Origin of the sequence: Streptomyces drozdowiczii (assembly GCF_026167665.1) — a bacterium.
Classification (GTDB): domain Bacteria; phylum Actinomycetota; class Actinomycetes; order Streptomycetales; family Streptomycetaceae; genus Streptomyces; species Streptomyces drozdowiczii_A.
Map to the genome: position 1 here is coordinate 4670779 of NZ_CP098740.1, position 23342 is coordinate 4694120.

Sequence of the window (23342 nt, forward strand, 5' to 3'; positions counted from 1 at the left end):
ATGGACCTACCGGCTTCCTGCGTACGACAGTGGACGCATGACCACCGAACAGAATGAGATCCGGAACGACGACCCCCACGCCAACGACGCGGCCCCGTACGGCGGCGGTGACCCCTACGCCGACTACCGCACCGCCGAACTCCCCTTCACCGACCTCGTGGACCTCGCCGACCGGCGGCTCGGCGCGGGCGTGATCGCGGCCAACGACGAGTTCTTCGCCCAGCGCGAGAACCTGCTCGTCCGGGAGCGCGCGGTCTTCGACCCCGAGCACTTCGGCCACAAGGGCAAGATCATGGACGGCTGGGAGACCCGCCGCCGCCGCGGCGCGGACGCCGACCACCCCTTCCCGGCCCCCGACGAGCACGACTGGGCGCTGATCCGGCTCGGCGCCCCCGGCGTCATCCGCGGCATCGTCGTGGACACCGCCCACTTCCGCGGCAACTACCCGCAGCGCGTCTCCGTCCAGGCCACCTGCGTCGAGGGCGCGCCCGGCCCGGAGCAGCTGCTCGCCGACGACGTGAAGTGGGAGGAGATCGTCCCCCCGACGCCCGTGCGCGGCCACGCCGCCAACGGCTTCGAGATCACCGGCGGCCGCCGCTACACCCACATCCGCCTCGGCCAGCACCCCGACGGCGGCATCGCCCGCCTCCGCGTGCACGGCGAGGTGGTCCCGGACCCGTCCTGGCTGGCCACGCTCGGCACGTTCGACCTGCTCTCGGTCCTGAACGGCGGCAGTTACGAGGACGCCTCGGACCGGTTCTACTCCTCGCCGACCCAGATCATCCTGCCCGGCACCTCCCGCAAGATGGACGACGGCTGGGAGAACCGCCGCCGCCGGGTCCGCGACACCAACGACTGGGTCCGCTTCCGGCTGCCCGCCCAGGGCGCCGTCCGCGCGGTCGAGATCGACACCGCCTACCTCAAGGGCAACGCGGCCGGCTGGATCGCCCTGCACGGCCGGGACGGCGAGAGCGGCGAGTGGTTCGAGATCATCCCGCGCACCCGCCTCCAGCCCGACACCCTCCACCGCTTCCCGCTCCCGGCGGAGGCCGTCGTCACCCACGTACGGCTCGACGCCTTCCCCGACGGCGGAGTCGCCCGGATGCGCCTGCACGGCTCCCTGACGGAGTCCGGCGCGGCCGACCTCAAGGCCCGCTACGAGGCGTCGGCCTCGTAACCCCCCGCTCCCGCCCGGCGGACGGCTGCGCGTACGCGCCTGTCCGCCGGGCGGTTTCCATGGGTCCCCCGCCCGTCCCCGCCCGGCAGAGAAAATTGCCGGGTGTGAAGGGCTGGTGAACGGGCAGAGGGGTGTTCGTGCCTACGTCCATCTGTCTCCCCGGCCCCCTTCGCCCGGTCCGGAACGCCTTCCGGGGCGGCGCCGTCCGCCACTCCCGTTCGGTAACAGGAGTGTTCGAGTGATGGCATACGCTGCGGGGGATCGCAGCCAAGGGCCTGAGGCAGAGGGAGCCAACCCGGTGACGAAACAAGATATATCGGCCAGGTTGGCCGAGCTGCTCGCTGAGCAGCAGGAATCGCTCGGCGGAGCCTGGGTGGAGGCGGTCGCCCGCACCCTGCGCGGCCGCATCTCGCTCGCCGAACTCGACCGGGAGCTGCGCGAGCTGTACGCGGCACTGGTCCAGGGCCTGCGCGGAGACGGGCTCGACTGGCAGGGCGACGCCTACGCGGAACTGCGCGCGCTGCTCGCCGAGCTGTCCCGGGCGCGGGCCCGCCAGGGGTTCACCCCGACCGAGACCGCCACCAGCGTCCTCGCCGCCAAGGACGTCCTCGCGCCCTCCGACGACACCCCGGCCGAGGACATCCGCTCCTACCTCCAGCTCAGCAAGCTGATCGACGCCCTCGGGCTGTTCACGCTCGAGGTCTACGCGAAGACCCGCGAAGAGGTCATCAGCGCGCAGGCCGAGCAGCTGATGGAGCTGTCCACGCCCGTCGTGAAGCTGTGGGAGGGCGTGGTCGCCGTCCCGCTGGTCGGCACCCTCGACTCGGCCCGCACCCAGGTGGTGATGGAGAAGCTGCTCCAGGCCCTCGTCGACACCGGCTCCGACCAGGCCATCATCGACATCACCGGCGTCCCCGCCGTGGACACCGAGGTCGCCCAGCACCTGCTCAAGACGGTGGTCGCCGCCCGGCTGATGGGCGCCGACTGCATCATCTCCGGCATCCGGCCCCAGATCGCCCAGACGATCGTCGCGCTCGGCATCCAGTTCGGCGACATCGTCACCAAGTCGTCGCTGGCCGACGCCCTCAAGCACGCGCTGCGCCAGAACGGCGCGGACATCACGCGGTCCGGCGGCACGGCGTGAGCGAGCGCGTACCCGTACTCAAGATCGGGGACGTCCTCCTCGTCTCCATCCAGGTCGAGCTGGAGGACCAGGTCGTCCTGGAGCTTCAGGACGACCTCGCCTCGCGGATCGTCGAATCCGGCGCCACCGGTGTGATCATCGACATCACCGCCGTGGAGATCGTCGACTCCTTCGTGGGCCGCATGCTGGCGACCACGGCTTCCATCTCCCGCCTGCTCGACGCGCAGACCGTCGTCGTCGGCATGCGGCCCGCCGTCGCCATCACCCTGGTGGAACTGGGGCTCTCCCTCGGCGGCGTGCGCACGGCCCTCACCCTGGAAAAGGGACTGGAGATACTGGCCAGGCGCGGCAACGCCAGTCCGGCCGGGCGATGAATACCTCCCCGGTCGTCCCCGACGCCGAGCACGAGACCGTACCGATCGCCACCAACGACGACGTGGTCCGGGCCCGGCAGCTGGTGCGCACGCTCGCCCAGCGCTGCAAGCTCTCCCTGGTCGACCAGACCAAGCTCGTCACCGCCGCGAGCGAACTGGCCCGCAACACCCTGGTGTACGGCGGCGGCGGAGTCATGCGCGCGGGCCTGGTGCGCCGCGACGGCCGGGCCGGCGTGACCGCGGTCTTCGAGGACTCCGGCCCCGGCATCCCCGACATCGAGCAGGCGCTGACCGACGGCTGGACGTCCGGCGGCGGCCTCGGCCTCGGGCTCAGCGGGGCGCGCAGACTGGTCGACGACTTCGTCCTGGACACCGAGCCGGGCAGCGGGACCCAGGTCGCGGTGACCAAATGGGCACGCTGACGCTTCCCCTCCTGGACGCCGAGGACGTCGTCTGGCTCCGGGACCAGGAAGCACTGCCCGCCGCGGCCCGGGTCGCCGCCCTGGCACTGGGCCGCCGCATCGGCCTCGACGAACAGCGGTGCGCGGAGGTCGCCCTGGCGGTCAGCGAGGCGGCCACCAATCTGCGCAGGCACGCCGTGGAGGGGTCCTTCCTGCTGCGCGCCGTACGCACGCCGAGCGACGCGGGCCTCGAATTCGTCACCCTGGACGAGGGCCCCGGCATGGCGGACATCGCGCACGCCCTCTCCGACGGCACCTCCACCGCCGGCACCCTCGGCATCGGCCTCGGCACCATCTCCCGCCTCGCCGACTCCTTCGACCTGCACTCGCTGCCCGGCCGGGGCACCGTGCTGACCGCCCGCTTCTGGCAGCGCGAGGCGGCCGTCCGGATGGCCGCGCTGGGCCGCCCCGTGGTCGAGGGCCTGACGAGGACGATCACCGGGGAAGAAGTGTGCGGCGACGCCTGGGCCGCTCGCCACGTCCGCGGCGGCCGCCCCGCGGAACCGGCCCCCGCGCCGCTCTCCGCGGCGCCGCGCCCGGTCCGGGACGAGCGCCTCGGCTGGGCGCAGCTGACCGGCTACCGGCAGCCGGGGACCGCCGGGCCGGAGCGCGACCGGGGGCGGCCGGGCCGGGCGGCCCCGACGCCCTCCTGGTGCTCCTCTGCGACGGCCTGGGCCACGGGCCCCTGGCCGGGCGCGCCGCCCAGGCCGCGGTGACCGCGTTCCGGGACACCCGCGCCGAGCAGCCCGAAGCGATCATCGGGGAGATCCACAAGGCCCTGCGCGGCGGGCGGGGCGGCGCCGTCGCCGTCGTCCGCGTCGAACCGGAGGCCGGCACCCTGGCCTTCTGCGGGGTCGGCAATGTGAGCACCTACGTGGTGGACCCGGCGACCGGTACCCGCCGCTCCCTGCCGTCGGCGCCCGGCATCGTGGGCCACCAGATGCCGACCCTGCGGACCGTACGACAGCAACTGCCCCGGAACAGCGCGGTGATCATGCACTCCGACGGCCTCACCGAACGCTGGCGGGCGGAGGCGATGCCCGGATTCCTCGAACGGACCCCGCTCGTCGCCGCCGCCCAGCTGCTGCGCGAGGCGGGTGTGCGCCGGGACGACGCCGGCGTCGTGGTGGCGAAAGGACCCTGGTGAACAGCTTCGCGGCGCTCGGCGCCGACCCGCTCGTCTCCTTCCCCCTCACCACGGAGCAGGACGTCTTCCTGCTGCGCCGGAGCGGCAAGTCGGCCGCCGAGGCGCTCGGGGTGGAGAAACAGGACCAGATCAGGCTCGCCACCGCGCTGAGCGAGCTGGGCCGGGACCTGCTGGGCTCCGACGGCCTGACCGTCGCCTTCGGAGTGGCCCGCCGCCCGCTGCCGCTGCTGCTCGTCGGCATCGACTGGACGGAGGACCGGGACCTCGGCGGCGAGGCCGTCCAGGCCGCGTCCCGGCTCGTGGCCGTGCACTACACCCCGTCCGAGCACGCGGTGACCGTCGAGCAGCCGCTCACCTCCGACGGCCGGACGGCCGAGGCGATCCAGCAGGTGCGCGAAGCCGTCCTGGCCCACACGGAGGCCGGGGCGCCGGACGACCCCCGCGCCCAGACCAGCGACCTGATCGCCGCGCTCGTCGAGTCGCGGGCCCAGCGCGAGGAACTGCGCCGCCTGAACGACGAGCTGGAGGAGACCAACCGGGGCGTGGTGGCCCTCTACTCCGAGCTGTCCGAGGAGCTGGAGGAGACCAACCGGGGCGTCGTGGCCCTCTACGCGGAGCTGGAGGAGAAGTCCCGCCTGCTGCGCGAGGCCAGCGAGGCCAAGACGCGGTTCTGGGCCAACGTCAGCCACGAGCTGCGCACCCCGGTCAACTCGGTCGTCGGCCTGGCCCGCCTGCTCCTCGAATTCGACGGCGACGGGCTGGACGAGGAGCAGCGCCGGCAGATCGGCCTCATCTCCGCGTCGGGCGCCACCCTGCTCGCCCTGGTCGACGAACTCCTCGACGTCGCCAAGGCCGAATCCGGCCGCCTCGAACCCCACTGGGCGCCGGTGGACCTGCGCGCCGCCCTCGGCCAGCTGCGCGGCACCCTGCGCGGATACGAGTCCCCGGGCGCCGCCGAACTGATCGTGGCCGAGTCCGGGCTGAGCATCGTCAGCGACGAGGTCATGCTCATCCGCGTCCTGCGCAACCTCCTGTCCAACGCCCTCAAGTTCACGCCCTCGGGGACCGTGCGCCTCGACGTGGCGGCGGACCGGGCGGACGGGCGCGACCAGGTCGTCTTCACCGTCTCGGACACCGGGATCGGCATCCCGGAGGAGGAGCAGCAGCAGATCTTCGAGGAGTTCTACCAGGTGCGCGGGCTCCACCAGCGCGGCCGCAGCGGCACCGGCCTCGGCCTGCCCTACGCACGCCGTCTCGTGGAACTCCTCGGCGGCGGCCTGGAGCTGACGAGCCAACCCGGTTCGGGCACCGTCGTCACCGTGACCCTGCCGGCCGACGGCCGCCCCGCCGCCCAGCCTGCCCAGCCCACCTCGTCGGCCGCCGAGTCCGCCCCGGACGACCCGGCCGCGCCCGTCGTGGCCGTCCTGGTCACCGTCGACGACGACGACGCCTTCCGCGCCTCGATCCGGCCGCTGCTCGACCGGCTCGCCGGGCGCGTGGTCGAGGTGGCCGAGGGCGGCCGGGCGAGCGACGCGGTGCGCCGCGAGCGCCCGGACGCCGTCCTCCTCGACCTGCACCTGCCCGACCTCGACGGGTACGCCGTACTGGCCGAACTCGCCGCCGACCCGGCCCTGACCGCCGTCCCCGTCGTCGTCCTCACCTCGACGCCCCCCGGCGCACTGGACCGGGACCGGCTCAGCCACGCCCGGGCCGTCCTGGACAAGGCGGCGCTGAACCTCCCCGAGCTGGCCGCCGCCCTGACGGGGGCCGGCGCCGCCGGGCCCGCGAACCGGGAGGAGGGCCCCGCATGACGGTGCAACGGCACCGGGACAGCGCCGCCGCGACGGTGCTCGTGCTGGACGACAACGAGACCAACCGCTACATCGTCGGCAGCTGGCTGCGCCGGGCGGGCCACACCGTGGTGGAGGCCGCAGACGGCACGGAGGGGCTGGCCCTGCTCGCCGCCGCCCCCGAGGGCGCGCTGCCCGAACTCGCCGTCGTGGACGTCAAACTGCCCGACATGAGCGGTTTTGAGGTGTGCGAGCAGATCAAGGCCGACCCCCGCACCGCCTCGCTGCCCGTGATCCACGTCTCGGCCACCGCGATCGAGCTGAGCGACCGCACCCAGGGCCTCCACCGGGGCGCCGACGCCTATCTCACCGAGCCGATCGCCCCGGACGAGCTGCTGGCCACGGTCACCGCGGCGCTGCGCTACGCGCGTGCCCGGCGCCGCGCCGAGCGCCTCGCCACCCGCGTGGCCGCCCTCAACAGCAGCACCCTGGCCGTCTACGCGGCGAAGGACGGGGAGACCTTCACCGCGGCGGCGGCGGCCGGTGCCGCGGCGCTGATGGAGTCCGCCGCCGTCGCCGTCGGCCTCAGCCCCGACAACCGCACCCTGCACCTGGCCGCCGCGCCGAGGAGCACACCGGCCGGGAGCGGCGACCCCGCGCGGGCGGACACGGCGCAGTCGGAGGCGCGGCTGCTGGACCTGCTGGCGGAGAAGGCCCTCGGCGACCGGACCGGGACGGAGACCGTGGTCCTGCCGGGAGACGAGTGGCGGGCGCTCACCTGCCAGGACGACGGCCGCGCGGACGTGTTCCCCGGGGACGTCGCCCTCACCCTCGCCCGCACCAAGCGGGGCCGGCCGCCCGTCGCGTTCGCCGTCCGCGCCGACGCCCTCACCGGCGCGGACGACCGCGAACTGCTCTCGCAGCTGGCCCAGGCATGCGCGCTGGCTCTCGAAGCCCTGCGCACCCGCAGCGAGGAGCACGCGCTCGTCCTCACCCTCCAGCGCACCTTCCTGCCCGACCGGCTGCCCGAGGTGCCCGGCGTCGACATGGCCGTGCGCTACGAACCGGCCGCCGACGACGCCGAGATCGGCGGCGACTTCTACGAGGCCATCCGCACCCCGGACGGCCTGCTGCTCGCCATCGGGGACGTGGCGGGACACTCGCTCAAGGCCGCCATGATCATGGGCGAGGTGCGGCACGCCCTGCGCGCGTACGCCATCGAGGGCCACGACCCGCAGTCCCTGCTGAAGAACCTCGACGCGCTGCTGGTGCGCCTGCGCCCCTCGATGACGGTCACCGTCTGCCTGGTCCTCGTCGAACCGGGGGCGCGCCGCATCCAGGTGGCCAACGCCGGACACATCCCGCCCCTGCTCCGGCACCCGGACGGGACCACGCGCTACCTGACCGAGCACGGCCCCCTCCTGGGGCTCAACCTCCCGCACCCGCCGCCCGTCGCCCACGACGTGCCGGAGGGCTCGACGCTGCTGCTCCTCACCGACGGCCTCGTCGAGGTGCCCGGTGAGAATCTCGACGAGAGCCTGGGGAAGCTCGGCGACACCCTCTCCCGGACCCCGTCCGGCATCGAGGAGCTCTGCGACCGGCTGCTGGCGACCTTCGGCAAGGGCAAGACCGACGACATCGCGCTGCTCGCCGCCCGCCTCGGCTGAACCGGCCGCGACAGCACGAAGGGGGCGCCCCGTCGCGGAGCGCCCCCTTCGTGCCGGTCCGGTTACGCGGTCGCGGCCGCCGCGTCCGCCGTGCGGGCCCGCAGGGCGCGCTCCACGCCCGAGCGGGACTCCGACATCAGCCGGCGCAGACCCGCGCCCGGCGCGGCCGAGGCCAGCCAGGCGTCCGTGGCGTCCAGGGTCTCCTGCGAGACCTGGAGCGCCGGGTACAGGCCGATCGCGACCTGCTGGGCCATCTCGTGGCTCCGCGAGTCCCAGACGTCCTTCACCGCGGCGAAGAACTTCTCCGTGTACGGGGCCAGCAGCTCACGCTGGTCCGTCTGCACGAAGCCGGCGATGACCGCCTCCTGGAGGGAGTTCGGCAGCTTGTCGGACTCCACGACCGACGCCCACGCCTCGGCCTTCGCCTCCTCCGTCGGCCGCGCGGCCCGGGCCGAAGCGGCGTGCCGCTCGCCCGCCGCCGTGCGGTCCCGCTCGTACTCGGCGTCGATCTCCTCCTCGTCGATCAGCCCGGTGGCGGCGAGCCGCTGGACGAACGCCCAGCGCAGCTCGGTGTCCACGGTCAGGCCCTCGATCGCCTCGGTGCCGTCGAGCAGCGAGCGCAGCAGGTCCAGCTGCTGGGGGGTGCGGGCGGTGGCCGCGAAGGCGCGCGCCCAGGCCAGCTGGTGGTCGCTGCCCGGCTCCGCCGCGCGCAGGTGGGCGAGCGTCGCCTCGGTCCACTGCGTCAGGCCGGCCTCGCGCCACTCCGGCGTCGCGTACAGGTCGATCGCCGTCTTGACCTGGCGGTGCAGCGACTGCACGACGCCGATGTCCGACTCCTTGCCGATCCCCGACAGGACCAGCGCGAGGTAGTCGCGGGTGGCCAGCTCGCCGTCGCGGGTCATGTCCCAGGCGGACGCCCAGCACAGGGCGCGCGGCAGCGACTCGGTGAAGTCGCCCAGGTGCTCGGTGACGACCCGCAGCGACTCCTCGTCCAGGCGGACCTTCGCGTACGACAGGTCGTCGTCGTTGAGCAGGATGACGGCCGGGCGCGCCCGGCCCGCCGGGAACGGCACGGTGGTGCGCTCGCCGTCGACGTCCAGCTCGATCCGGTCCGTACGCACGAGCTTGCCGGCCTCGTCGAGGTCGTAGCAGCCGATGGCGATCCGGTGCGGGCGCAGCGTCGGCTCGCCCTTGGCGCCGGCGGGCAGCGCGGGCGCCTCCTGGAGCACGGTGAACGAGGTGACGTGACCGTTCCCGTCGGTCTCGATCTCCGGGCGCAGGATGTTGATCCCGGCTGTCTCCAGCCACGCCTTCGACCAGGTCTTCAGGTCGCGGCCGGAGGTCTCCTCCAGGGCGCCCAGCAGGTCGGCCAGGCGCGTGTTGCCGAAGGCGTGCGCCTTGAAGTACGCCTGGACGCCCTTGAAGAACTCGTCCATGCCGACATACGCCACCAGCTGCTTCAGGACCGAGGCGCCCTTGGCGTACGTGATGCCGTCGAAGTTGACCAGGACGTCGTCCAGATCGCGGATGTCGGCCATGATCGGGTGGGTCGAGGGCAGCTGGTCCTGCCGGTAGGCCCACGTCTTCATGGAGTTGGCGAACGTGGTCCAGGAGTGCGGCCACCCCGAGCCCTCGGCGTACGCCAGGCAGGCGATCGAGGTGTACGTGGCGAACGACTCGTTCAGCCAGAGGTCGTTCCACCACTCCATCGTGACGAGGTCGCCGAACCACATGTGGGCCAGCTCGTGCAGGATGGTCTCGGCGCGCGTCTCGTACGCCGCGTCCGTCACCTTCGACCGGAAGACGTACTGGTCGCGGATGGTGACCGCGCCCGCGTTCTCCATCGCGCCCGCGTTGAACTCCGGCACGAAGAGCTGGTCGTACTTGGCGAACGGGTACGCGTAGTCGAACTTCTCCTGGAACCAGTCGAAGCCCATCCGGGTCACGTCGAAGATCGCGTCCGCGTCCAGGTACTCGGCGAGCGAGGGCCGGCAGTAGATGCCCAGCGGGACGGTCACGCCGTCCTTCTCGTAGCTGCTGTGCACCGAGTGGTACGGGCCGACGATCAGCGCGGTGATGTACGAGGAGATGCGCGGCGTCGGCTCGAACGACCAGACGTCGTTCTCCGGCTCCGGCGTCGGCGAGTTGGAGATCACGGTCCAGCCGGACGGGGCCTTCACGGTGAACCGGAAGGTCGCCTTCAGGTCGGGCTGCTCGAAGCTCGCGAAGACGCGGCGCGCGTCCGGCACCTCGAACTGGGTGTACAGGTACGCCTGCTGGTCGACCGGGTCGACGAACCGGTGCAGTCCCTCACCGGTGTTGGTGTACGCGCAGTCCGCGACGACCTTCAGCTCGTTGGAGCCTGCCTGGAGGTGCGGAAGCGTGATGCGCGAGTCGCGGAACACCGCCGCGACGTCCAGCGCCCTGCCGTTCAGCTCGACCTCGTGCACCGCGGGGGCGACCAGGTCGATGAAGGTCTCCGCACCGGCCTCGGCGGAGTCGAAGCGCACGACGGTGACGGACCGGTAGGTCCCGCCCTCCTGCGCCCCGGAGAGGTCGAGATCGATCTCGTACGCGTCCACGGTCAGCAGGCGCGCCCGCTCCTGTGCCTCTTCGCGGGTCAGATTCGTGCCAGGCACGCGGTCATCTCCTTGCTCTGTGATGTGTGACGCCATCCTTCCACGGGACCCCGGCCCAGGGCGATGTCCGTTTTCCGCCGGACCGGGGCGTTCCGTCGCGGCAGGCTCGGACCATGACCACTTACGAGGCACGCGCGATCGAACCGGACGCGCTGAAGGAACTCCGGGAGACCGACGACGCAGGCCGCCCCTGCGAGCCGTACATCGCGACCGAGGGCGGCGACCCGCTGCGGTGCTGCCTGCGCGGCAGCGAACCGGGGGAGCGCATCGCCCTCGTCTCCTACGCCCCGCTGCGCCGCTGGGCCGCGGCGACCTGGGCCCGCCCGGGGGCGTACGACGAACAGGGCCCGGTCTTCATCCACGCCGAGGAGTGCGAGGGCCCGGACCCCGCCCGGACGGGCTACCCGTTCTCGCGGGCGGGCGCGCTGCGGACGGTCCGCCGCTACGACGCGGACGGCCGCATCGTGGGCGGCCGCCTCCTGGAGATCCCGACGGACGAGGAGCGCGGGTACGACGAGGCGTTCACGGAAGCCTTCGCGGACCCGGCGGTGGCGCTGGTGCACGTACGCGCGGTGGAGTACGGCTGCTGGCACTTCGAGGTGCGGCGTGAATCAAGCCCCTCCGGCGATTGAGGAGCGGGGGTCCGGGGGCAGCGCCCCCGAACCCCACGGCGCCCCGGCTTCAGCCGGCGAGCTCCGCCGCGACGAGCTCCGCGATCTGGACCGCGTTCAGCGCCGCGCCCTTGCGCAGGTTGTCGTTGGAGACGAACAGCGCCAGACCGTTCTCCGCGGTCTCGTCGTTGCGGATGCGCCCCACGTAGGACGCGTCCTTGCCCGCCGCCTGGAGCGGCGTCGGGATCTCGGACAGCTCGACGCCCGGGGCGTCCTTCAGCAGCTCGTACGCGCGCTCCACGGAGACCGGCCGGGCGAAGCGGGCGTTGACCTGGAGGGAGTGGCCGGAGAAGACCGGGACCCGGACGCAGGTGCCGGAGACCTTCAGCTCCGGGATCTCCAGGATCTTCCGGGACTCGTTGCGGAGCTTCTGCTCCTCGTCCGTCTCGAAGGAGCCGTCGTCCACGATGGACCCGGCCAGCGGCAGCACGTTGAAGGCGATGGGGCGCTTGTAGACACCCGGCTCCGGGAAGTCCACGGCCGAGCCGTCGTGCGTGAGCTTGTCCGCGTCGGCGACGACCTTGGACGCCTGGCCGTGCAGCTCGGCGACGCCGGCGAGCCCGGACCCGGAGACCGCCTGGTACGTGGCGACGGTCAGCGCTTCGAGCCCCGCCTCCTCGTGCAGCGGGCGCAGCACGGGCATGGCGGCCATCGTGGTGCAGTTCGGGTTGGCGATGATGCCCTTGGGGCGGTCCGCGATGGCGTGCGGGTTGACCTCGGAGACGACCAGCGGGACCTGGGGGTCCTTGCGCCAGGCGGAGGAGTTGTCGATCACGACGGCGCCCTGCGAGGCGACCTTCTCGGCGAGCGCCTTCGAGGTCGCGCCGCCGGCCGAGAACAGCACGATGTCCAGGCCCGTGTAGTCGGCCGTGGCGGCGTCCTCGACGGTGATCTCCCGGCCCTGCCACTCGATGACGGAGCCCGCCGAGCGCGCGGAGGCGAACAGCCGCAGCTCGTCGGCCGGGAACTTCCGCTCGGCCAGGATGCTGCGCATGACCTTGCCCACCTGACCGGTGGCGCCGACGATTCCGACCTTCACAGGAACTCCCTCAGACGTACGAACGGGCACGGTTGCCGCTTCATGATGCGTCTCTCCACGGCCTCCTTGTCCAATCCATTGTCCGACCTGCGGACGAGTGGCGCGCAGCACAGTGGGGCGGGTGCCCGGTGAGCACCCGCCCCACTGCCGTAATGGATCACATGTTCAGCACGGTGTGACTACTGGACGACCTTCTGGATCACGACGCTGCCGGTGCCCGCCGCGGTGCCCCGGGCGTTCACGAGGCTGACCTCGCCGAAGAACTGCCGGCCCTCGGGGGCCGCACCGGCCACCTTCACCTCGGCGCCGACCTGGGCGGACGCGCCGGCGGCCAGCTTCACGGCCTTCGACTCGTCCACGGAGATCCTGCCGAGCGACGCGGAGTAGTACACGTCGCGGTAGTCGTACTCGGTGGTCCCGGACGGGACGTCGTACCCGTCGATGACGACGGTGTACGTGCCGGCGGCCGGCTTCACCAGGCTGACGGACTCCTCGGAACCGGCCGTGGTGGAGGAGCCGACCTCGGCGCTCCCCTTGTACACGTACAGGTCGAGGTCGGCGTTGGCGTCGCTCGTACCGCCGATGGCGACGTCCAGCTTCTCGACGCCCTCACCGATGGTGACCTCCTTGGTGTACGAGCCACCGGTGGAGATCGACGGGCGCTCGACGGCGGCCGAGCCCAGCGAGCCGCCCTTGAGCTTGCCCTCCAGGGGACCGGCGTTGTTGGTGACCTTCCAGCCGACCGACGCCGGGGTGCCGATCTTCGCCTCGGCGATGGTCTGCACCGCCGGGTCGAAGGTCGCGCCGAGCAGCGCCACGTCCAGCTTGTACGGGTTGTCCAGCAGCGGCGACGTGCGCCGGGCCTCGACCTCGATCTCCCAGACACCGGGCTGCGGGTCCGGGTAGGAGCGCGCGTCCGGGCGGCAGGTGTTGGCCGGGTTCTCGTAGTTCGGGTAGCAGAACGGCGTACCGCTGTCGTCCACCGGCACCCCGTACGGGTGGATGGAGATGAAGCGGGTCTGGCTGCCCGAGCGCAGGGCGCTCATCGCGACCTCAAGGGTCTTGGCGCCCTCCGGCACGGTCACGAAGTACGACGTGGTGCCGTTGCGCTGCACCGAGCCGGACGCCTTGAACGCGTAGGACGGCTTCGCCAGCGCCTTGGAGACGACGACCGTCGTCAGGATCTGCTGGTCGGTGCCGGCGGTCTTCTTGTCGTCCAGCTGGAGGATCGCGCTGTGCACGCCCGCGCTGCCCGGCTTCGCCTGGACCTTGACCGTCACCGGCTTGCCCAGCGGCAGCGCGACCTTGTCGGAGCCGATGAGCTTGAAGGTGCCGTCGTTGTACTTCCAGGAGAGCTTGTGCTCGACCTTCTTGTCCGGGCCCGTGGTGCGGGTGACCGTGACGTCGTAGGTCTTCTTCTGGCCGGCCTGGAGGCCGCCCTCGCGGTCGTAGAGGCCGGTGCCGAAGCCCGGGGTCTTCAGCGCGAAGTCGATCGCGGTGTCGACGGGGGCCTTGACCGTGTACTCGTGCGCCGGGGCGCCCTGCTTCGCGATCAGCTTCCAGGCGTCCACGATGTTGATCAGACCGGCGCCCTGGGCGTGCGCGGGCACGTCCTTGATCTTGGTGGCGGTGCTGGTCAGCGCGGTGCGCAGGTCGGCCGGGGGCAGCTCGATGTGCTTCTGCTTCGCGGCGGACAGCAGCAGCGCGGTGGCACCGGCGGCCTGCGGGGAGGCCATCGACGTGCCCTGGAGCATGGAGTAGCCGGCCGGCAGGGAGTAGCCCGCCTCGGCGACCGGCGAACCGGGCAGCCAGGTCTGCGTCGAGTTGATCGACGCGCCGGGCGCCGTCAGGGTCGGCGCGAAGCCGCCGTCCTCACGCGGGCCGCGCGAGGAGAAGGGCAGCATGTCGTACTTCTTGGTGACGTTCGAGCCGTAGTTGGCGGCCCAGGTCTCCTTGGAGATGGACGCGCCGACCGAGATGACGTGGTCGGCGAGGCCGGGGTCACCGATGGTGTTGACGCCGGGGCCGTCGTTGCCGGCCGAGATGACCAGCTGGACGCCGTAGATGTCGACCAGCCGCTTGTACAGCTCGGAGCGGGCGTTGTTGCCGTCGTTCAGCGGCGGCAGGCCGCCGATCGACATGTTGACGACGTCGACGCCGCGGTTCACGACGAGGTCGATCATGCCCTCGGTGAGCGCGATGTTGGTGCAGCCGCCGGACCAGGTGCAGGCGCGCGAGGAGACGATCTTCGCGCCGGGCGCGGCACCGTCCATCTTGCCGCCGAAGAGGCCGTTGGCGGCGGTGATCCCGGCGACGTGCGTCCCGTGCTCGGACTCGATGACCCCGATGGAGACGTAGTCGGAGGTGGCGCCGGCGGCGTTGTAGACGACGTCCTTGCGGTTCTCCACGACGAACGGGATGCGCTCGACGACGTCGGTGCGCGGGTTGTCCTTGCCGAAGTAGGAGACCTGGTGCTTCTCCTTGTACGGCTTGAGGGCGGTGTCGTCGCGGAAGTCGCCGTTGTTGTTCAGGTCGACCCGGGAGGCGCCGCTGACCGGGTCGTAGAGCACGGCCCAGGTGTCGGTGGTGTCGCCGTCGCGGTTCAGGTCGCCCGCCATGTCGCCGCCCTTGGTGGCGGCCTCGGCGAACAGGCTGATCCGGTACGAGCCCTTGGGCGCGTTGTACGTACGCCCCTTGTACGTGAACACCGGGCCGGAGACGGCGTCCGTCATCCGCAGCCAGGTGCCGTCGCCGTCGCTCACCGGGTCGGTGGCGGTCACCCAGTCGGTGATCTTGCGCTCACCGGTGGTGGTCTTCTGGAGCGCGGGGTGCGCGATGTCCACACCCGCGTCCAGGACGCCGATGGTGATCCCGCGGCCGTCCGCCTTCGGGTGCTGCTTCACGAAGTCGACCGCGCCCGTCTCGAAGGACGGGTTGTACGGGTTCTTCGCCGGCGTCTTCTTCCCGGGGGCCGGGTAGCTGCCGGTGGACTTCGCCTTGCTCCTGGCGCCGGTCGCGCGATCGGCGGCGGGCGTCGGGTCGTCCAGCACGATCTCCTGCTTGAGGTCGATGCCGTGGACGGAGCTGAGCTTCGACGCCGCCTTGATGGTGGCCTCGGCGGTCGCGGTCGGCACGGTCGCCCGTACGTAGCCCAGCTTGTCGTACGCACGCCCCAGCACGGAGCCCTTGACGGCGTCCAGCTGCTTGGTGACCTGCTCGGTCGCGCCGGGGGCGGTCGCGACCATCATCGTGACGTTCTTCTCGCCCTTGGCCTTGGCCTTGGTCAGGACCTCGGCGTCGGCGGTGCCCAGCTTGTCCGCCGGAGCGGTGCCGGCGGCCTTGACGGGGGCGGAGGCCGGATCGTCGGCGGCGAAGACGGGGGCGACACCGGTGGCGGCCAGAGCGGCCACCAGACCGGCTGCGGCCGCCACCCGGGCCGCTCGTCTCGCTCCGGATATGGAACCGGGGGATTCGGAGGTCATCAGCATCCCTGTATGTGAAAGAGAGAGTCCGGAAATCGGTACCGGATGACCGCTCACCCTTTCGTAAATGACAGGGGTTTGTGGAGAGTTGTGGGGGCTTGTTGAGTACATGGCGGGATTCCGCCACCGGGACGGAAGCGCCAGCAGGGACGAACGGGTGGATACGGGACGCGAATCCAGCCATGTGACGCGAGGTGGCCGGGTGCGAGGTGTGGCGCCCCGGTTCAGCGGGGAAGGATCATCACATACGCCGCGGGCTCCCGGTCCGCCGCGGCCATCAGCGCTGTCCGGACCACGGCCGCCTGCTGCCCGAGCGCTTCCCGCAGCTTCTGCGGCGCGAGGTGCACGACGGTGACGCCGAGCCGCTCCAGGTGCTCACGCCGCGCCGCGTACGCCGACCACTCGGCCTCGTGCCTCTCGTCGTGCCGACTGTGGCGCGGCGCCCTGGTGTCCAGCTCCACCGCGACCGCCTCCTCGGGCCAGTAGGCGTCCACGCGGCCCAGGTGCGGGCCGCCGGGCAGCCTCAGGTCCACGTTCCACAGCGGCTCGTCGAGCCCATGGGTGCGCACCATGGCGTACAGCCGCTCCTCCGCCATGGCCCGGCCCTCGGCGAGCAGCGAGTCGACCGCGTCGACCACCTGGGGCCGGCCGAGCACCTTGGCCCGGTTCAGCTCGCCCACCAGCACGGCCGGTTCGCAGTGGCCGCCGCGCACCGCCTCGGTGAGCAGCCGGCGCACCGTGACCGCGTCAGCGAGCCCGGCCACCGCGTCCGCCAGTGCCCGCGCCACCGGGGCCACCGGCAGCCCGTCCACCCACTCCGGGCACGGCGGCTCGGCGGTCCGCAGCAGCCGGGCGTACCCGGCCGAGCGCAGCCGCCGCACCCGGGGCACCAGCACGTCGACCCGCTCCACGGAGGCGGCGGGCGGCGCGGCGGCGAAGCCGTGCAGCGCGAGCGCGGCGAGTCCGGTGAGCACCGCGTCCCCGTACGCCGGGTCCACGGCCGGGGCGGGGGCGGGGCGCCGCCCGGAGGCCGGCGGGCGCCCCGCGTACAGCAGGGCGGCCCGCAGCCGCTCCCCGCCGCTGAGCGCACCCGGGTGCAGGACGAAGACACCGGGCAACGGCTGCTGCCACGGACCGCCGTCCCGGCACCGCTCCGCCGCCCGCCCGACGGGCACGCCCATCGCCTTCAACTGGGCGGCGGAGACGACGCGTTGCCGCCCACGCGTGGGAACGGAGGGGCCGGAGTGAAGCGGGGTGTTCTGGGTCATGCTCCGGTGTATCCCGCCAACGGCCGGAACTTGAACCGTTGTTACAGGCCCGTCGACATACCCGGACAAGAACACCGTCCTGCATCACCACCCGGCCCGTCCGGCGTGTGAGGACGGAACCCTTGCCCGGGACCACGGCCACCGGGCAAGGGCCCCGGGCCGGACGCCCTCCGCTACGCCACCGAATCCGCGGCCTGCGCCCGCAGCGCGCGGGCCAGGTCGTCCCGGGCCTCCAGCACCAGCCGCCGCAGCGCCGGCGCCGCGTCCGCCCGGGCCGCCAGCCACGCGTCGGTCGCCTCCAGCGTCGCCGGGTCGTCCTGGAGGGACGGGAACAGCCCCTTCACCACGGCCATCCCGATCTGGATCGACCGCTCGGCCCAGACCCGCTCGATCGCCTCGAAGTACCGCGCGGTGTACGGCGCCAGCAGCTCCCGCTGGGACGACTGCGCGAAGCCCGCGATCGTCGCCTCCACCAGCGCGTTGGACAGCGCGTCCGACTCCACGACGTCCGCCCACGCCCGGGCCTTCACCTCGGCGGACGGCCGCGAGGCCAGGCACCGTACGTGGTGCCGCTTGCCGGAGGCGGTGTCGTCCCGGGCCAGCTCCGCGTCGACCGCCGCCTCGTCGGCCGCGCTGTGGGCGACCAGCGGCGACAGGAACGCCCAGCGCAGCTCCTGGTCGACGTCGAGCCCGTCGATCCGGGCGGACCCGTCGAGCAGCCCGGCCAGCAGCTGGAAGTCGGAGTCCGACGCGGCGACCGACGCGAAGAACCGGGCCCAGGCGAGCTGGTGCTCGCTGCCCGGCTCGGCCAGCCGGAGTTCGCCGAGCGCGCCCTCGGCCAGCGCCCGGCCGCCCTCCTCGCGCCAGGCGGGAGCCGCGTAGTTGACGAGCGCGCCGCGCGTCCAGGCGTGCAGCATCTGGAGGACACCGATGTCCGTCTCGCGCCCGGCGAACGCCAGGACCAGCGAGACGAAGTCGCGGGCCGGCATCAGCCCGTCGCGGGTCAGGTTCCACAGCGCGGACCAGCACAGCGCGCGGGCCAGCGGGTCCGTGATGTCGCCCAGGTGCGCGCGCAGGGTGGCGAGCGACACCTCGTCGAAGCGGACCTTGCAGTACGTCAGGTCGTCGTCGTTGACGAGGATCAGCTCGGGCCGCTCGGCCCCCGCCAGCTCCCCGATCACGGTGCGCGGCCCCGACACGTCCGCCTCGGCACGCGCGTAACGCACCAGCTCGCCCTCGGGGTTGCGGCTGTAGAGGCCGACGGCGACCCGGTGCGGCCGCAGTTCCGGGTGGGACTCGGCGGCCTCCTGGAGGACGGCCAGCTCGGTGATCCGGCCGGCCGCGTCGTACGTCGCGACCGGGGTCAGCGAGTTGACGCCCGCGGTCTGGAGCCAGGAGCGCGACCAGGCGGTCATGTCCCGGCCGGACGTCTCGGACAGCACCGACAGCAGGTCCCCGAGCCGGGTGTTCCCGTACGCGTGCTTCTTGAAGTAGCGGCGGGCGCCCTCCAGGAACGCGTCCCGTCCCACGTACGCCACCAGCTGCTTGAGGACGGAGGCGCCCTTGGCGTACGTGATGCCGTCGAAGTTCAGCTTGGCGTCCTCCAGGTCACGGATGTCGGCCGTGATCGGGTGGGTGGAGGGCAGCTGGTCGGCGCGGTACGCCCAGGACTTGCGGTTGTTGGCGAAGGTGATCCAGCCGTCCTCGAAACGGGTCGCGCCGGTCATCGCGAAGACGCCCATGAAGTCCGCGAAGGACTCCTTCAGCCACAGGTCGTCCCACCACTGCATGGTGACGAGGTCCCCGAACCACATGTGCGCCATCTCGTGCAGGATGACGTTGGCCCGGCTTTCGTACGCCGCCTGCGTCACCTTGCCGCGGAAGATGTACTCCTCGCGGAACGTGACACAGCCCGGGTTCTCCATCGCGCCGAGGTTGTACTCGGGCACGAACGCCTGGTCGTACTTCCCGAACGGGTACGGGTAGTCGAAGTTGTCGTGGAAGAAGTCCAGGCCCTGCTTGGTGATCAGGAAGATGTCGTCGGCGTCGAAGTGCTTGGCGAGCCCCTTGCGGCACATCGCGCCGAGCGGGATCTCCAGCGTCGTGCCGTCCTCGAAGGTCCGGCTGTAGGAGTCGGTGACGTAGTGGTACGGACCGGCGACGACCGCCGTGATGTACGTCGAGATCGGCTCGGTCTCCGCGAACCGCCACACCCCGCCCTCGCGGGACTCCTCCGCGCCGTTGCTCCACACCGTCCACTCGGCGGGCGCCGTCACCCGGAAGCGGTAGGGGGCCTTGAGGTCGGGCTGCTCGAAGTTGGCGAAGACGCGACGGGCGTCCGCCGGCTCGTACTGGGTGTAGAGGTAGACCTCGCCGTCCTCCGGGTCCACGAAGCGGTGCATGCCCTCGCCGGTCCGGCTGTACGCGCACTGCGCGTCGACCACCAGGACGTGTTCGCCCTCCGCCAGGTCCGCCAGCGCGATCCGCGCCCCGTCGAACACGGCCGCCGGGTCCAGCGCGGTGCCGTCCAGGGTCACCGCGTTGACGGAGGGGGCGATGAGGTCCGCGAAGGTGGACGCGCCGCCGCGCGCCGCGCGGAAGCGGATCGTCGTCACCGAGCGGAAGGTCAGCGGACCGTCCGCCAGGTCGTCCCGGCCGGGCCCGCCGGTCGCGGAGCGGACGTCGAGTTCGACGTCGTAACCGTCGACGGTCAGCAGCTCGGCCCGCTCACGGGCCTCGTCTCGGGACAGGTTCTCGCCGGGCACGGCACACTCCTTTGTGTCACGTTCGAATAGTTTGATCCTCCCATGCCGCCTCCCGGCCGGGCACTCGGGAATGGCCGGGGCGCCCCGCGGTGTTCTCGCGCACAGAGTGAGATCGGTCCGTTTGAGGAGAGACATGTCTGAGAACAGCACGGCAACCGGCAGGACCCCCGTCGACTTCTGGTTCGACCCGCTCTGCCCCTGGGCCTGGATGACCTCCCGCTGGATGCTGGAGGTGGAGAAGGTCCGCGACGTCGAGGTCCGCTGGCACGTCATGAGCCTGGCCGTGCTCAACGAGAACCGGCTCGACGAGCTGCCCGCCGAGTACCGCGACATGCTGGAGAACAAGGCGTGGGGCCCGGTCCGCGTCGTGGTCGCCGCCCAGCAGCTGCACGGCGACGAGGTCGTCGGCCCCCTCTACACCGCGCTCGGCACCCGCTTCCACAACCGCGGCGAGGGCCCGACCCGCGAGGCCGTCGAGAACGCCCTCAAGGACGTCGGCCTCCCCGTCGAGCTCGCCGATCACGCGGACTCCGACACCTACGACACCGAGCTGCGCGCCTCCCACAAGGAGGGCATCGAGAAGGTGGGCCAGGAGGTCGGGACGCCGGTAATAGCCGTCCCCGGCGCCGACGGCGAGCAGATCGCCTTCTTCGGCCCGGTCGTCACCCCGGCCCCCAAGGGCGAGGAGGCCGCGAAGCTCTGGGACGGCACCCTGATGGTCGCCTCGATCCCCGGCTTCTACGAGATCAAGCGCACCCGCACGCAGGGCCCGATCTTCGACTGACCCGCCCGCCCCGGCGGGGGCCGGTCCCGGCCGGTCCCCGCCGAAGGCTGTGACGCCACCGTGACGCGATATGTGACCTGGCACACAGCCCGCCCCGGCCGCCCTTTGATCTTCTGGGCGGATGCGCCCCGCCACCGCCCTCGCCCTGTGTGCCGCCCTCGCGAGCACCGCGCTGCTCAGCGGATGCGGGAAGGAGACCGCCGCCGGGGCCTCCGCCTCGCCCGGGGCGACCTGCGCCTCCCTCGCGCCGCTCCCCGACCCCGCCGGACGGACCTGGGACAACGTCAAGGTGGTCAGCGGCAAGTGCGGCCCCTCCGGCGCCCCGTCCACCGGGTACGAGGTCACCAACACCGACCAGGAACCGCTCACCTTCACCCTCACGTTCGCCCTGGTCAACGGGTTCGGCGAGGCCATGGACACCATCACGCGCACCGTCGAGGCGGTGAAGCCCGGCCAGACCGTGCGGCGGCCCCTGGACACCGAGGACGGACCGGGCTCGGCCCGCGCGTACCGGGCCCGGATCACGAAGGTGCGGGCCGTCCCGGCCGACGGGGCCCCGACCGGGGACGGCGCCTGCCCGCCCTCCGGGGTCCGCATCACCAACGACCGGGGCGACGCCGCGATGGGGCTGCGCGTCGTGGGCATCCACCTCGCCAACTGCGGGACCGCCGACTACGAGCTGAACGGCTACCCGGCGCTCCGGCTGCTCGGCGAGGACCGCGAGCCGGTGACCGGGGTCAAGGTCCTGCACGGCACCACCGCGATCTCCACCGGCATCGGCGGCGACGCCGCACCCCGCCCCGTCACACTGCGCCCCGGCGAGAGCGCGTCCGCCACCCTCGCCTGGCGCAACACCACCACGGACGGCGACCCGGTCGACGCCCCCTACGTCGAGGTCACCGCGAAGCCCGGCGCCGGGCCCGTGACGGTCACCCCGGAGCTGGACCTCGGCACCACGGGCCGGCTGGGCGTCGGCCCGTGGACGAAGACCCCGGCGGGCGCGGGCGCCTCTCAGGAGTAGAAGTTGCGCGGCCAGCTGTGCTTGGCCAGGACCGCCAACTGCTCGGCGGTGAGCGGCTGTCCGTCGCTGAGCGCGGTGTTGCGCTCCACGTTCCGGACGCTGCGCATCCCCGGGATCACCGTGGAGACCGCCGGGTGGCTCAGGACGAACCGCAGCGCGTGCTCCGCGATGGCGTCCGGCTCGATGCCGAGGTCCGCCACGATCGCCGCGACGCGCCGCTCGACCTGGGCGGGGCGGTCGCCCTTGAAGTAGCGGTTGCGGAAGTCGCCCTCGGGGAACGTCGTGTCCGCGGTGATCCGGCCGGTGAGACCGCCCTCGTCCAGCGCGACCCGGACGATCACGCCGACCCCGTGCTCCGCGCAGGCCGGGAACAGCTCGTCGGCGGGGGCCTGGTCGAACACGTTGTAGATGACCTGCACGCTGTCCACGAGACCGCTGCGCACGAGCGCGACCGCGCTCTCCGGCGCGTGGTCGTTGACGGAGACCCCGAACAGGCGGATCTTGCCCTCCTGCTTCAGCGCCGCGACGGTCTCCAGCCAGTCCCCGCGCCCCAGCCACTCGTCGTTCCAGACGTGGAACTGGAGCACGTCGAAGTGGTCGAGCCCGGAGGCGGCGAGGCTGGTCTCCAGGCTGGTACGGATGTGCTCCCCGGGGAACGTCTCCGCCGGGTCCAGCCCGTCCGCCGCCGGCCACACCCCGTTCCTCGGCGGCACCTTGGTCGCCACCAGCACCTCGTCACCGGCCCGTTCGCGGACCAGCTGCCCGACGATGCGCTCGCTCTCGCCGTAGCCGCGCGCGGTGTCGATGAGGTTCACCCCGAGGTCGACGGCCCGGTGCAGGGCGCGCAGCGACTCGTCCCGCGTCGCCCCCACCCAGCTCGACTCCCCGATGCCCCAGGCCCCGTAGCCGATCTCGGACACCGAAAGTCCGCTGCGTCCCAGCTCGCGGTAGCGCACAGTCATCCTCCACGTCGTCGTCCCGTTCCGGGCAAACCAGCACGACGATAGGGGAGTCGACCCGCCGGGGCAGCTGGTTTTACGGGGTGTTCAGCCGCCCACCGGGCTGTGCACGGAGACCGGGTCGCCGACCCGCACCACGCCCTCGCGGACCACCGCGTTCTTCGCGCCGAAGCTGAGCTTGTTGCCGAACTCCGGCTCCCTGCGGTACGTGGCCAGGGTGCGCACCGGCTCCGGGCCCGCGCGGCGCCCGGTCCGCTGGTCGATGAGCGGGACGTTGCACCGGATCGCCTTGACCGAGTGGGCGAGTTCGGCGGTGCCCGCGGTCATCCGCGCCACCCGGTCCTCGAAGTGCGGCTCGTCGTCGCCGGTCAGCACGATGTTGGCCCGGAAGCGGTCCATGGGCACGGGCGCGGCGTCGCCCCGGGCCGCGATGCGGGCGTTCAGACCGGCCAGCGAGGCGGTCGAGGTGACCAGGACCGCGTGTGCGTCCCCGAAGTTGACCTTGCCGGGGGTCTCGCCCCAGCCGTCGCGGTCGAAGCCGGGGACCACCCGGACCAGCCGGCACGCGGCCCCGAGCGCGTCGGAGAACCACCGCGCGGCCTCGTCGCCCTGGTCGACGGCTTCGCCGAGGTCCCGGCCGAACATGCTGACCTCGCGGCGCGGCCCGTCCGGCGCCACCTCCAGGCGCAGGGCCCCGACGGCCTCGGCGGACAGGTCGAGGGCCGCCCCGGCGTCGAGGACCCGGACCCCGATCGCCGCCATCGCGGGGTGGGTGCGCTGGCTGCGGAACGCGCCGTCGGCCGCGTCGACCACCATGAACGTCCGGTCGTGCTCCAGGCCGGTGAGGGTGACCCGCGCGGAGTCGACCCGGGTCCCGGCGCAGCCCTTGACCGGGTAGTACACCAGCTCGTGGACGGTGATCGTCATGACGTGCTCCTCATGCCGGACATCATG

General features: G+C 72.4%; 18 protein-coding genes. 11 read left to right on the top strand and 7 right to left on the bottom strand.

The genetic code is table 11. The features are described from left to right. Positions 1-37 precede the first annotated feature (37 nt). From alc to NEH16_RS21255, 8 genes are all read left to right on the top strand, one after another. Positions 38-1177, top strand: a complete 1140-nt coding sequence (gene alc / locus NEH16_RS21225; RefSeq protein ID WP_265544366.1) for an allantoicase — start codon at positions 38-40, stop codon at positions 1175-1177. Between the two features lie 298 nt (positions 1178-1475). After that, positions 1476-2321: an STAS domain-containing protein gene (locus NEH16_RS21230; RefSeq protein WP_265544368.1), complete on the top strand. Its 846-nt coding sequence runs from the start codon at positions 1476-1478 to the stop codon at positions 2319-2321. Continuing rightward, positions 2318-2695, top strand: a complete 378-nt coding sequence (locus NEH16_RS21235) for an STAS domain-containing protein (protein WP_073965178.1) — start codon at positions 2318-2320, stop codon at positions 2693-2695. Before NEH16_RS21230 ends, NEH16_RS21235 begins: the two co-directional genes overlap by 4 nt. Further along, positions 2692-3117, top strand: coding sequence for an anti-sigma regulatory factor (locus NEH16_RS21240; protein WP_265544370.1), 426 nt, complete (start codon positions 2692-2694; stop codon positions 3115-3117). The genes NEH16_RS21235 and NEH16_RS21240 overlap by 4 nt, the downstream gene beginning before the upstream one ends. After that, positions 3105-3872: an anti-sigma regulatory factor gene (locus NEH16_RS33945; RefSeq protein WP_430523762.1), complete on the top strand. Its 768-nt coding sequence runs from the start codon at positions 3105-3107 to the stop codon at positions 3870-3872. The genes NEH16_RS21240 and NEH16_RS33945 overlap by 13 nt, the downstream gene beginning before the upstream one ends. Next, on the top strand, positions 3809-4303 hold the full coding sequence (locus NEH16_RS33950; RefSeq protein WP_430523763.1) for a SpoIIE family protein phosphatase: 495 nt from the start codon (positions 3809-3811) through the stop codon (positions 4301-4303). The genes NEH16_RS33945 and NEH16_RS33950 overlap by 64 nt, the downstream gene beginning before the upstream one ends. Further along, a complete protein-coding gene (locus tag NEH16_RS21250) occupies positions 4300-6114 on the top strand; it encodes a sensor histidine kinase (RefSeq protein ID WP_265544371.1) in 1815 nt (604 codons plus the stop codon). Before NEH16_RS33950 ends, NEH16_RS21250 begins: the two co-directional genes overlap by 4 nt. Continuing rightward, entirely contained in the window at positions 6111-7760 is a 1650-nt protein-coding gene (locus NEH16_RS21255; protein WP_265544372.1) for a fused response regulator/phosphatase, read from the top strand. Before NEH16_RS21250 ends, NEH16_RS21255 begins: the two co-directional genes overlap by 4 nt. Positions 7761-7822: 62 nt before the next feature. Here the strand turns inward: NEH16_RS21255 and pepN (NEH16_RS21260) are convergent, their stop codons facing one another. Further along, a complete protein-coding gene (pepN, locus tag NEH16_RS21260; RefSeq protein ID WP_265544373.1) occupies positions 7823-10399 on the bottom strand; it encodes an aminopeptidase N in 2577 nt (858 codons plus the stop codon). 113 nt (positions 10400-10512) lie between these two features. Between pepN (NEH16_RS21260) and NEH16_RS21265 the strand changes: the two genes are divergently transcribed. After that, positions 10513-11031, top strand: a complete 519-nt coding sequence (locus NEH16_RS21265; RefSeq protein WP_265544374.1) for a DUF1203 domain-containing protein — start codon at positions 10513-10515, stop codon at positions 11029-11031. 49 nt (positions 11032-11080) lie between these two features. Here NEH16_RS21265 and NEH16_RS21270 read toward each other — a convergent pair whose 3' ends face one another. From NEH16_RS21270 to pepN (NEH16_RS21285), 4 genes are all read right to left on the bottom strand, one after another. Then, on the bottom strand, positions 11081-12109 hold the full coding sequence (locus NEH16_RS21270; RefSeq protein ID WP_265544375.1) for an aspartate-semialdehyde dehydrogenase: 1029 nt from the start codon (positions 12107-12109) through the stop codon (positions 11081-11083). A 179-nt stretch (positions 12110-12288) separates the two neighbouring features. Then, the gene (locus NEH16_RS21275) at positions 12289-15597 is read right to left on the bottom strand and encodes a S8 family serine peptidase (RefSeq protein ID WP_265544376.1); all 3309 of its coding nucleotides are present in this window, start codon (positions 15595-15597) and stop codon (positions 12289-12291) included. A gap of 218 nt (positions 15598-15815) precedes the next feature. Next, on the bottom strand, positions 15816-16859 hold the full coding sequence (locus NEH16_RS21280) for a hypothetical protein (RefSeq protein WP_265544378.1): 1044 nt from the start codon (positions 16857-16859) through the stop codon (positions 15816-15818). Positions 16860-17032: 173 nt separating this feature from the next. Further along, positions 17033-19624, bottom strand: a complete 2592-nt coding sequence (pepN, locus tag NEH16_RS21285; protein WP_265544379.1) for an aminopeptidase N — start codon at positions 19622-19624, stop codon at positions 17033-17035. 133 nt (positions 19625-19757) lie between these two features. Here pepN (NEH16_RS21285) and NEH16_RS21290 point away from each other — a divergent pair, with 133 nt between their 5' ends. Both NEH16_RS21290 and NEH16_RS21295 read left to right on the top strand, forming a co-directional pair. Then, a complete protein-coding gene (locus tag NEH16_RS21290; protein WP_073965188.1) occupies positions 19758-20408 on the top strand; it encodes a DsbA family protein in 651 nt (216 codons plus the stop codon). 121 nt (positions 20409-20529) lie between these two features. Beyond that, positions 20530-21429: a DUF4232 domain-containing protein gene (locus tag NEH16_RS21295; RefSeq protein WP_265544381.1), complete on the top strand. Its 900-nt coding sequence runs from the start codon at positions 20530-20532 to the stop codon at positions 21427-21429. Here NEH16_RS21295 and NEH16_RS21300 read toward each other — a convergent pair. Beyond that, complete coding sequence (locus tag NEH16_RS21300; protein ID WP_265547298.1) at positions 21420-22385, bottom strand: aldo/keto reductase; 966 nt, start codon at positions 22383-22385, stop codon at positions 21420-21422. The two genes, NEH16_RS21295 and NEH16_RS21300, sit on opposite strands and share 10 nt — an antisense overlap. A gap of 90 nt (positions 22386-22475) precedes the next feature. After that, positions 22476-23315: an MOSC domain-containing protein gene (locus tag NEH16_RS21305; protein ID WP_265544382.1), complete on the bottom strand. Its 840-nt coding sequence runs from the start codon at positions 23313-23315 to the stop codon at positions 22476-22478. Between the last annotated feature and the right edge of the window lie 27 nt (positions 23316-23342).

What these genes read in the sequence shown, in the direction of transcription:
- NEH16_RS21280 (WP_265544378.1), bottom strand. Translation starts at nt 16,859, where the DNA reads ATGACCCAGAACACCCCGCTTCACTCCGGCCCCTCCGTTCCCACGCGT.
- NEH16_RS21305 (WP_265544382.1), bottom strand. Translation starts at nt 23,315, where the DNA reads ATGACGATCACCGTCCACGAGCTGGTGTACTACCCGGTCAAGGGCTGC.
- NEH16_RS21290 (WP_073965188.1), top strand. Translation starts at nt 19,758, where the DNA reads ATGTCTGAGAACAGCACGGCAACCGGCAGGACCCCCGTCGACTTCTGG.
- NEH16_RS21240 (WP_265544370.1), top strand. Translation starts at nt 2,692, where the DNA reads ATGAATACCTCCCCGGTCGTCCCCGACGCCGAGCACGAGACCGTACCG.
- NEH16_RS21265 (WP_265544374.1), top strand. Translation starts at nt 10,513, where the DNA reads ATGACCACTTACGAGGCACGCGCGATCGAACCGGACGCGCTGAAGGAA.
- alc (WP_265544366.1), top strand. Translation starts at nt 38, where the DNA reads ATGACCACCGAACAGAATGAGATCCGGAACGACGACCCCCACGCCAAC.
- NEH16_RS21295 (WP_265544381.1), top strand. Translation starts at nt 20,530, where the DNA reads ATGCGCCCCGCCACCGCCCTCGCCCTGTGTGCCGCCCTCGCGAGCACC.
- NEH16_RS21275 (WP_265544376.1), bottom strand. Translation starts at nt 15,597, where the DNA reads ATGCTGATGACCTCCGAATCCCCCGGTTCCATATCCGGAGCGAGACGA.
- NEH16_RS33945 (WP_430523762.1), top strand. Translation starts at nt 3,105, where the DNA reads ATGGGCACGCTGACGCTTCCCCTCCTGGACGCCGAGGACGTCGTCTGG.
- NEH16_RS21255 (WP_265544372.1), top strand. Translation starts at nt 6,111, where the DNA reads ATGACGGTGCAACGGCACCGGGACAGCGCCGCCGCGACGGTGCTCGTG.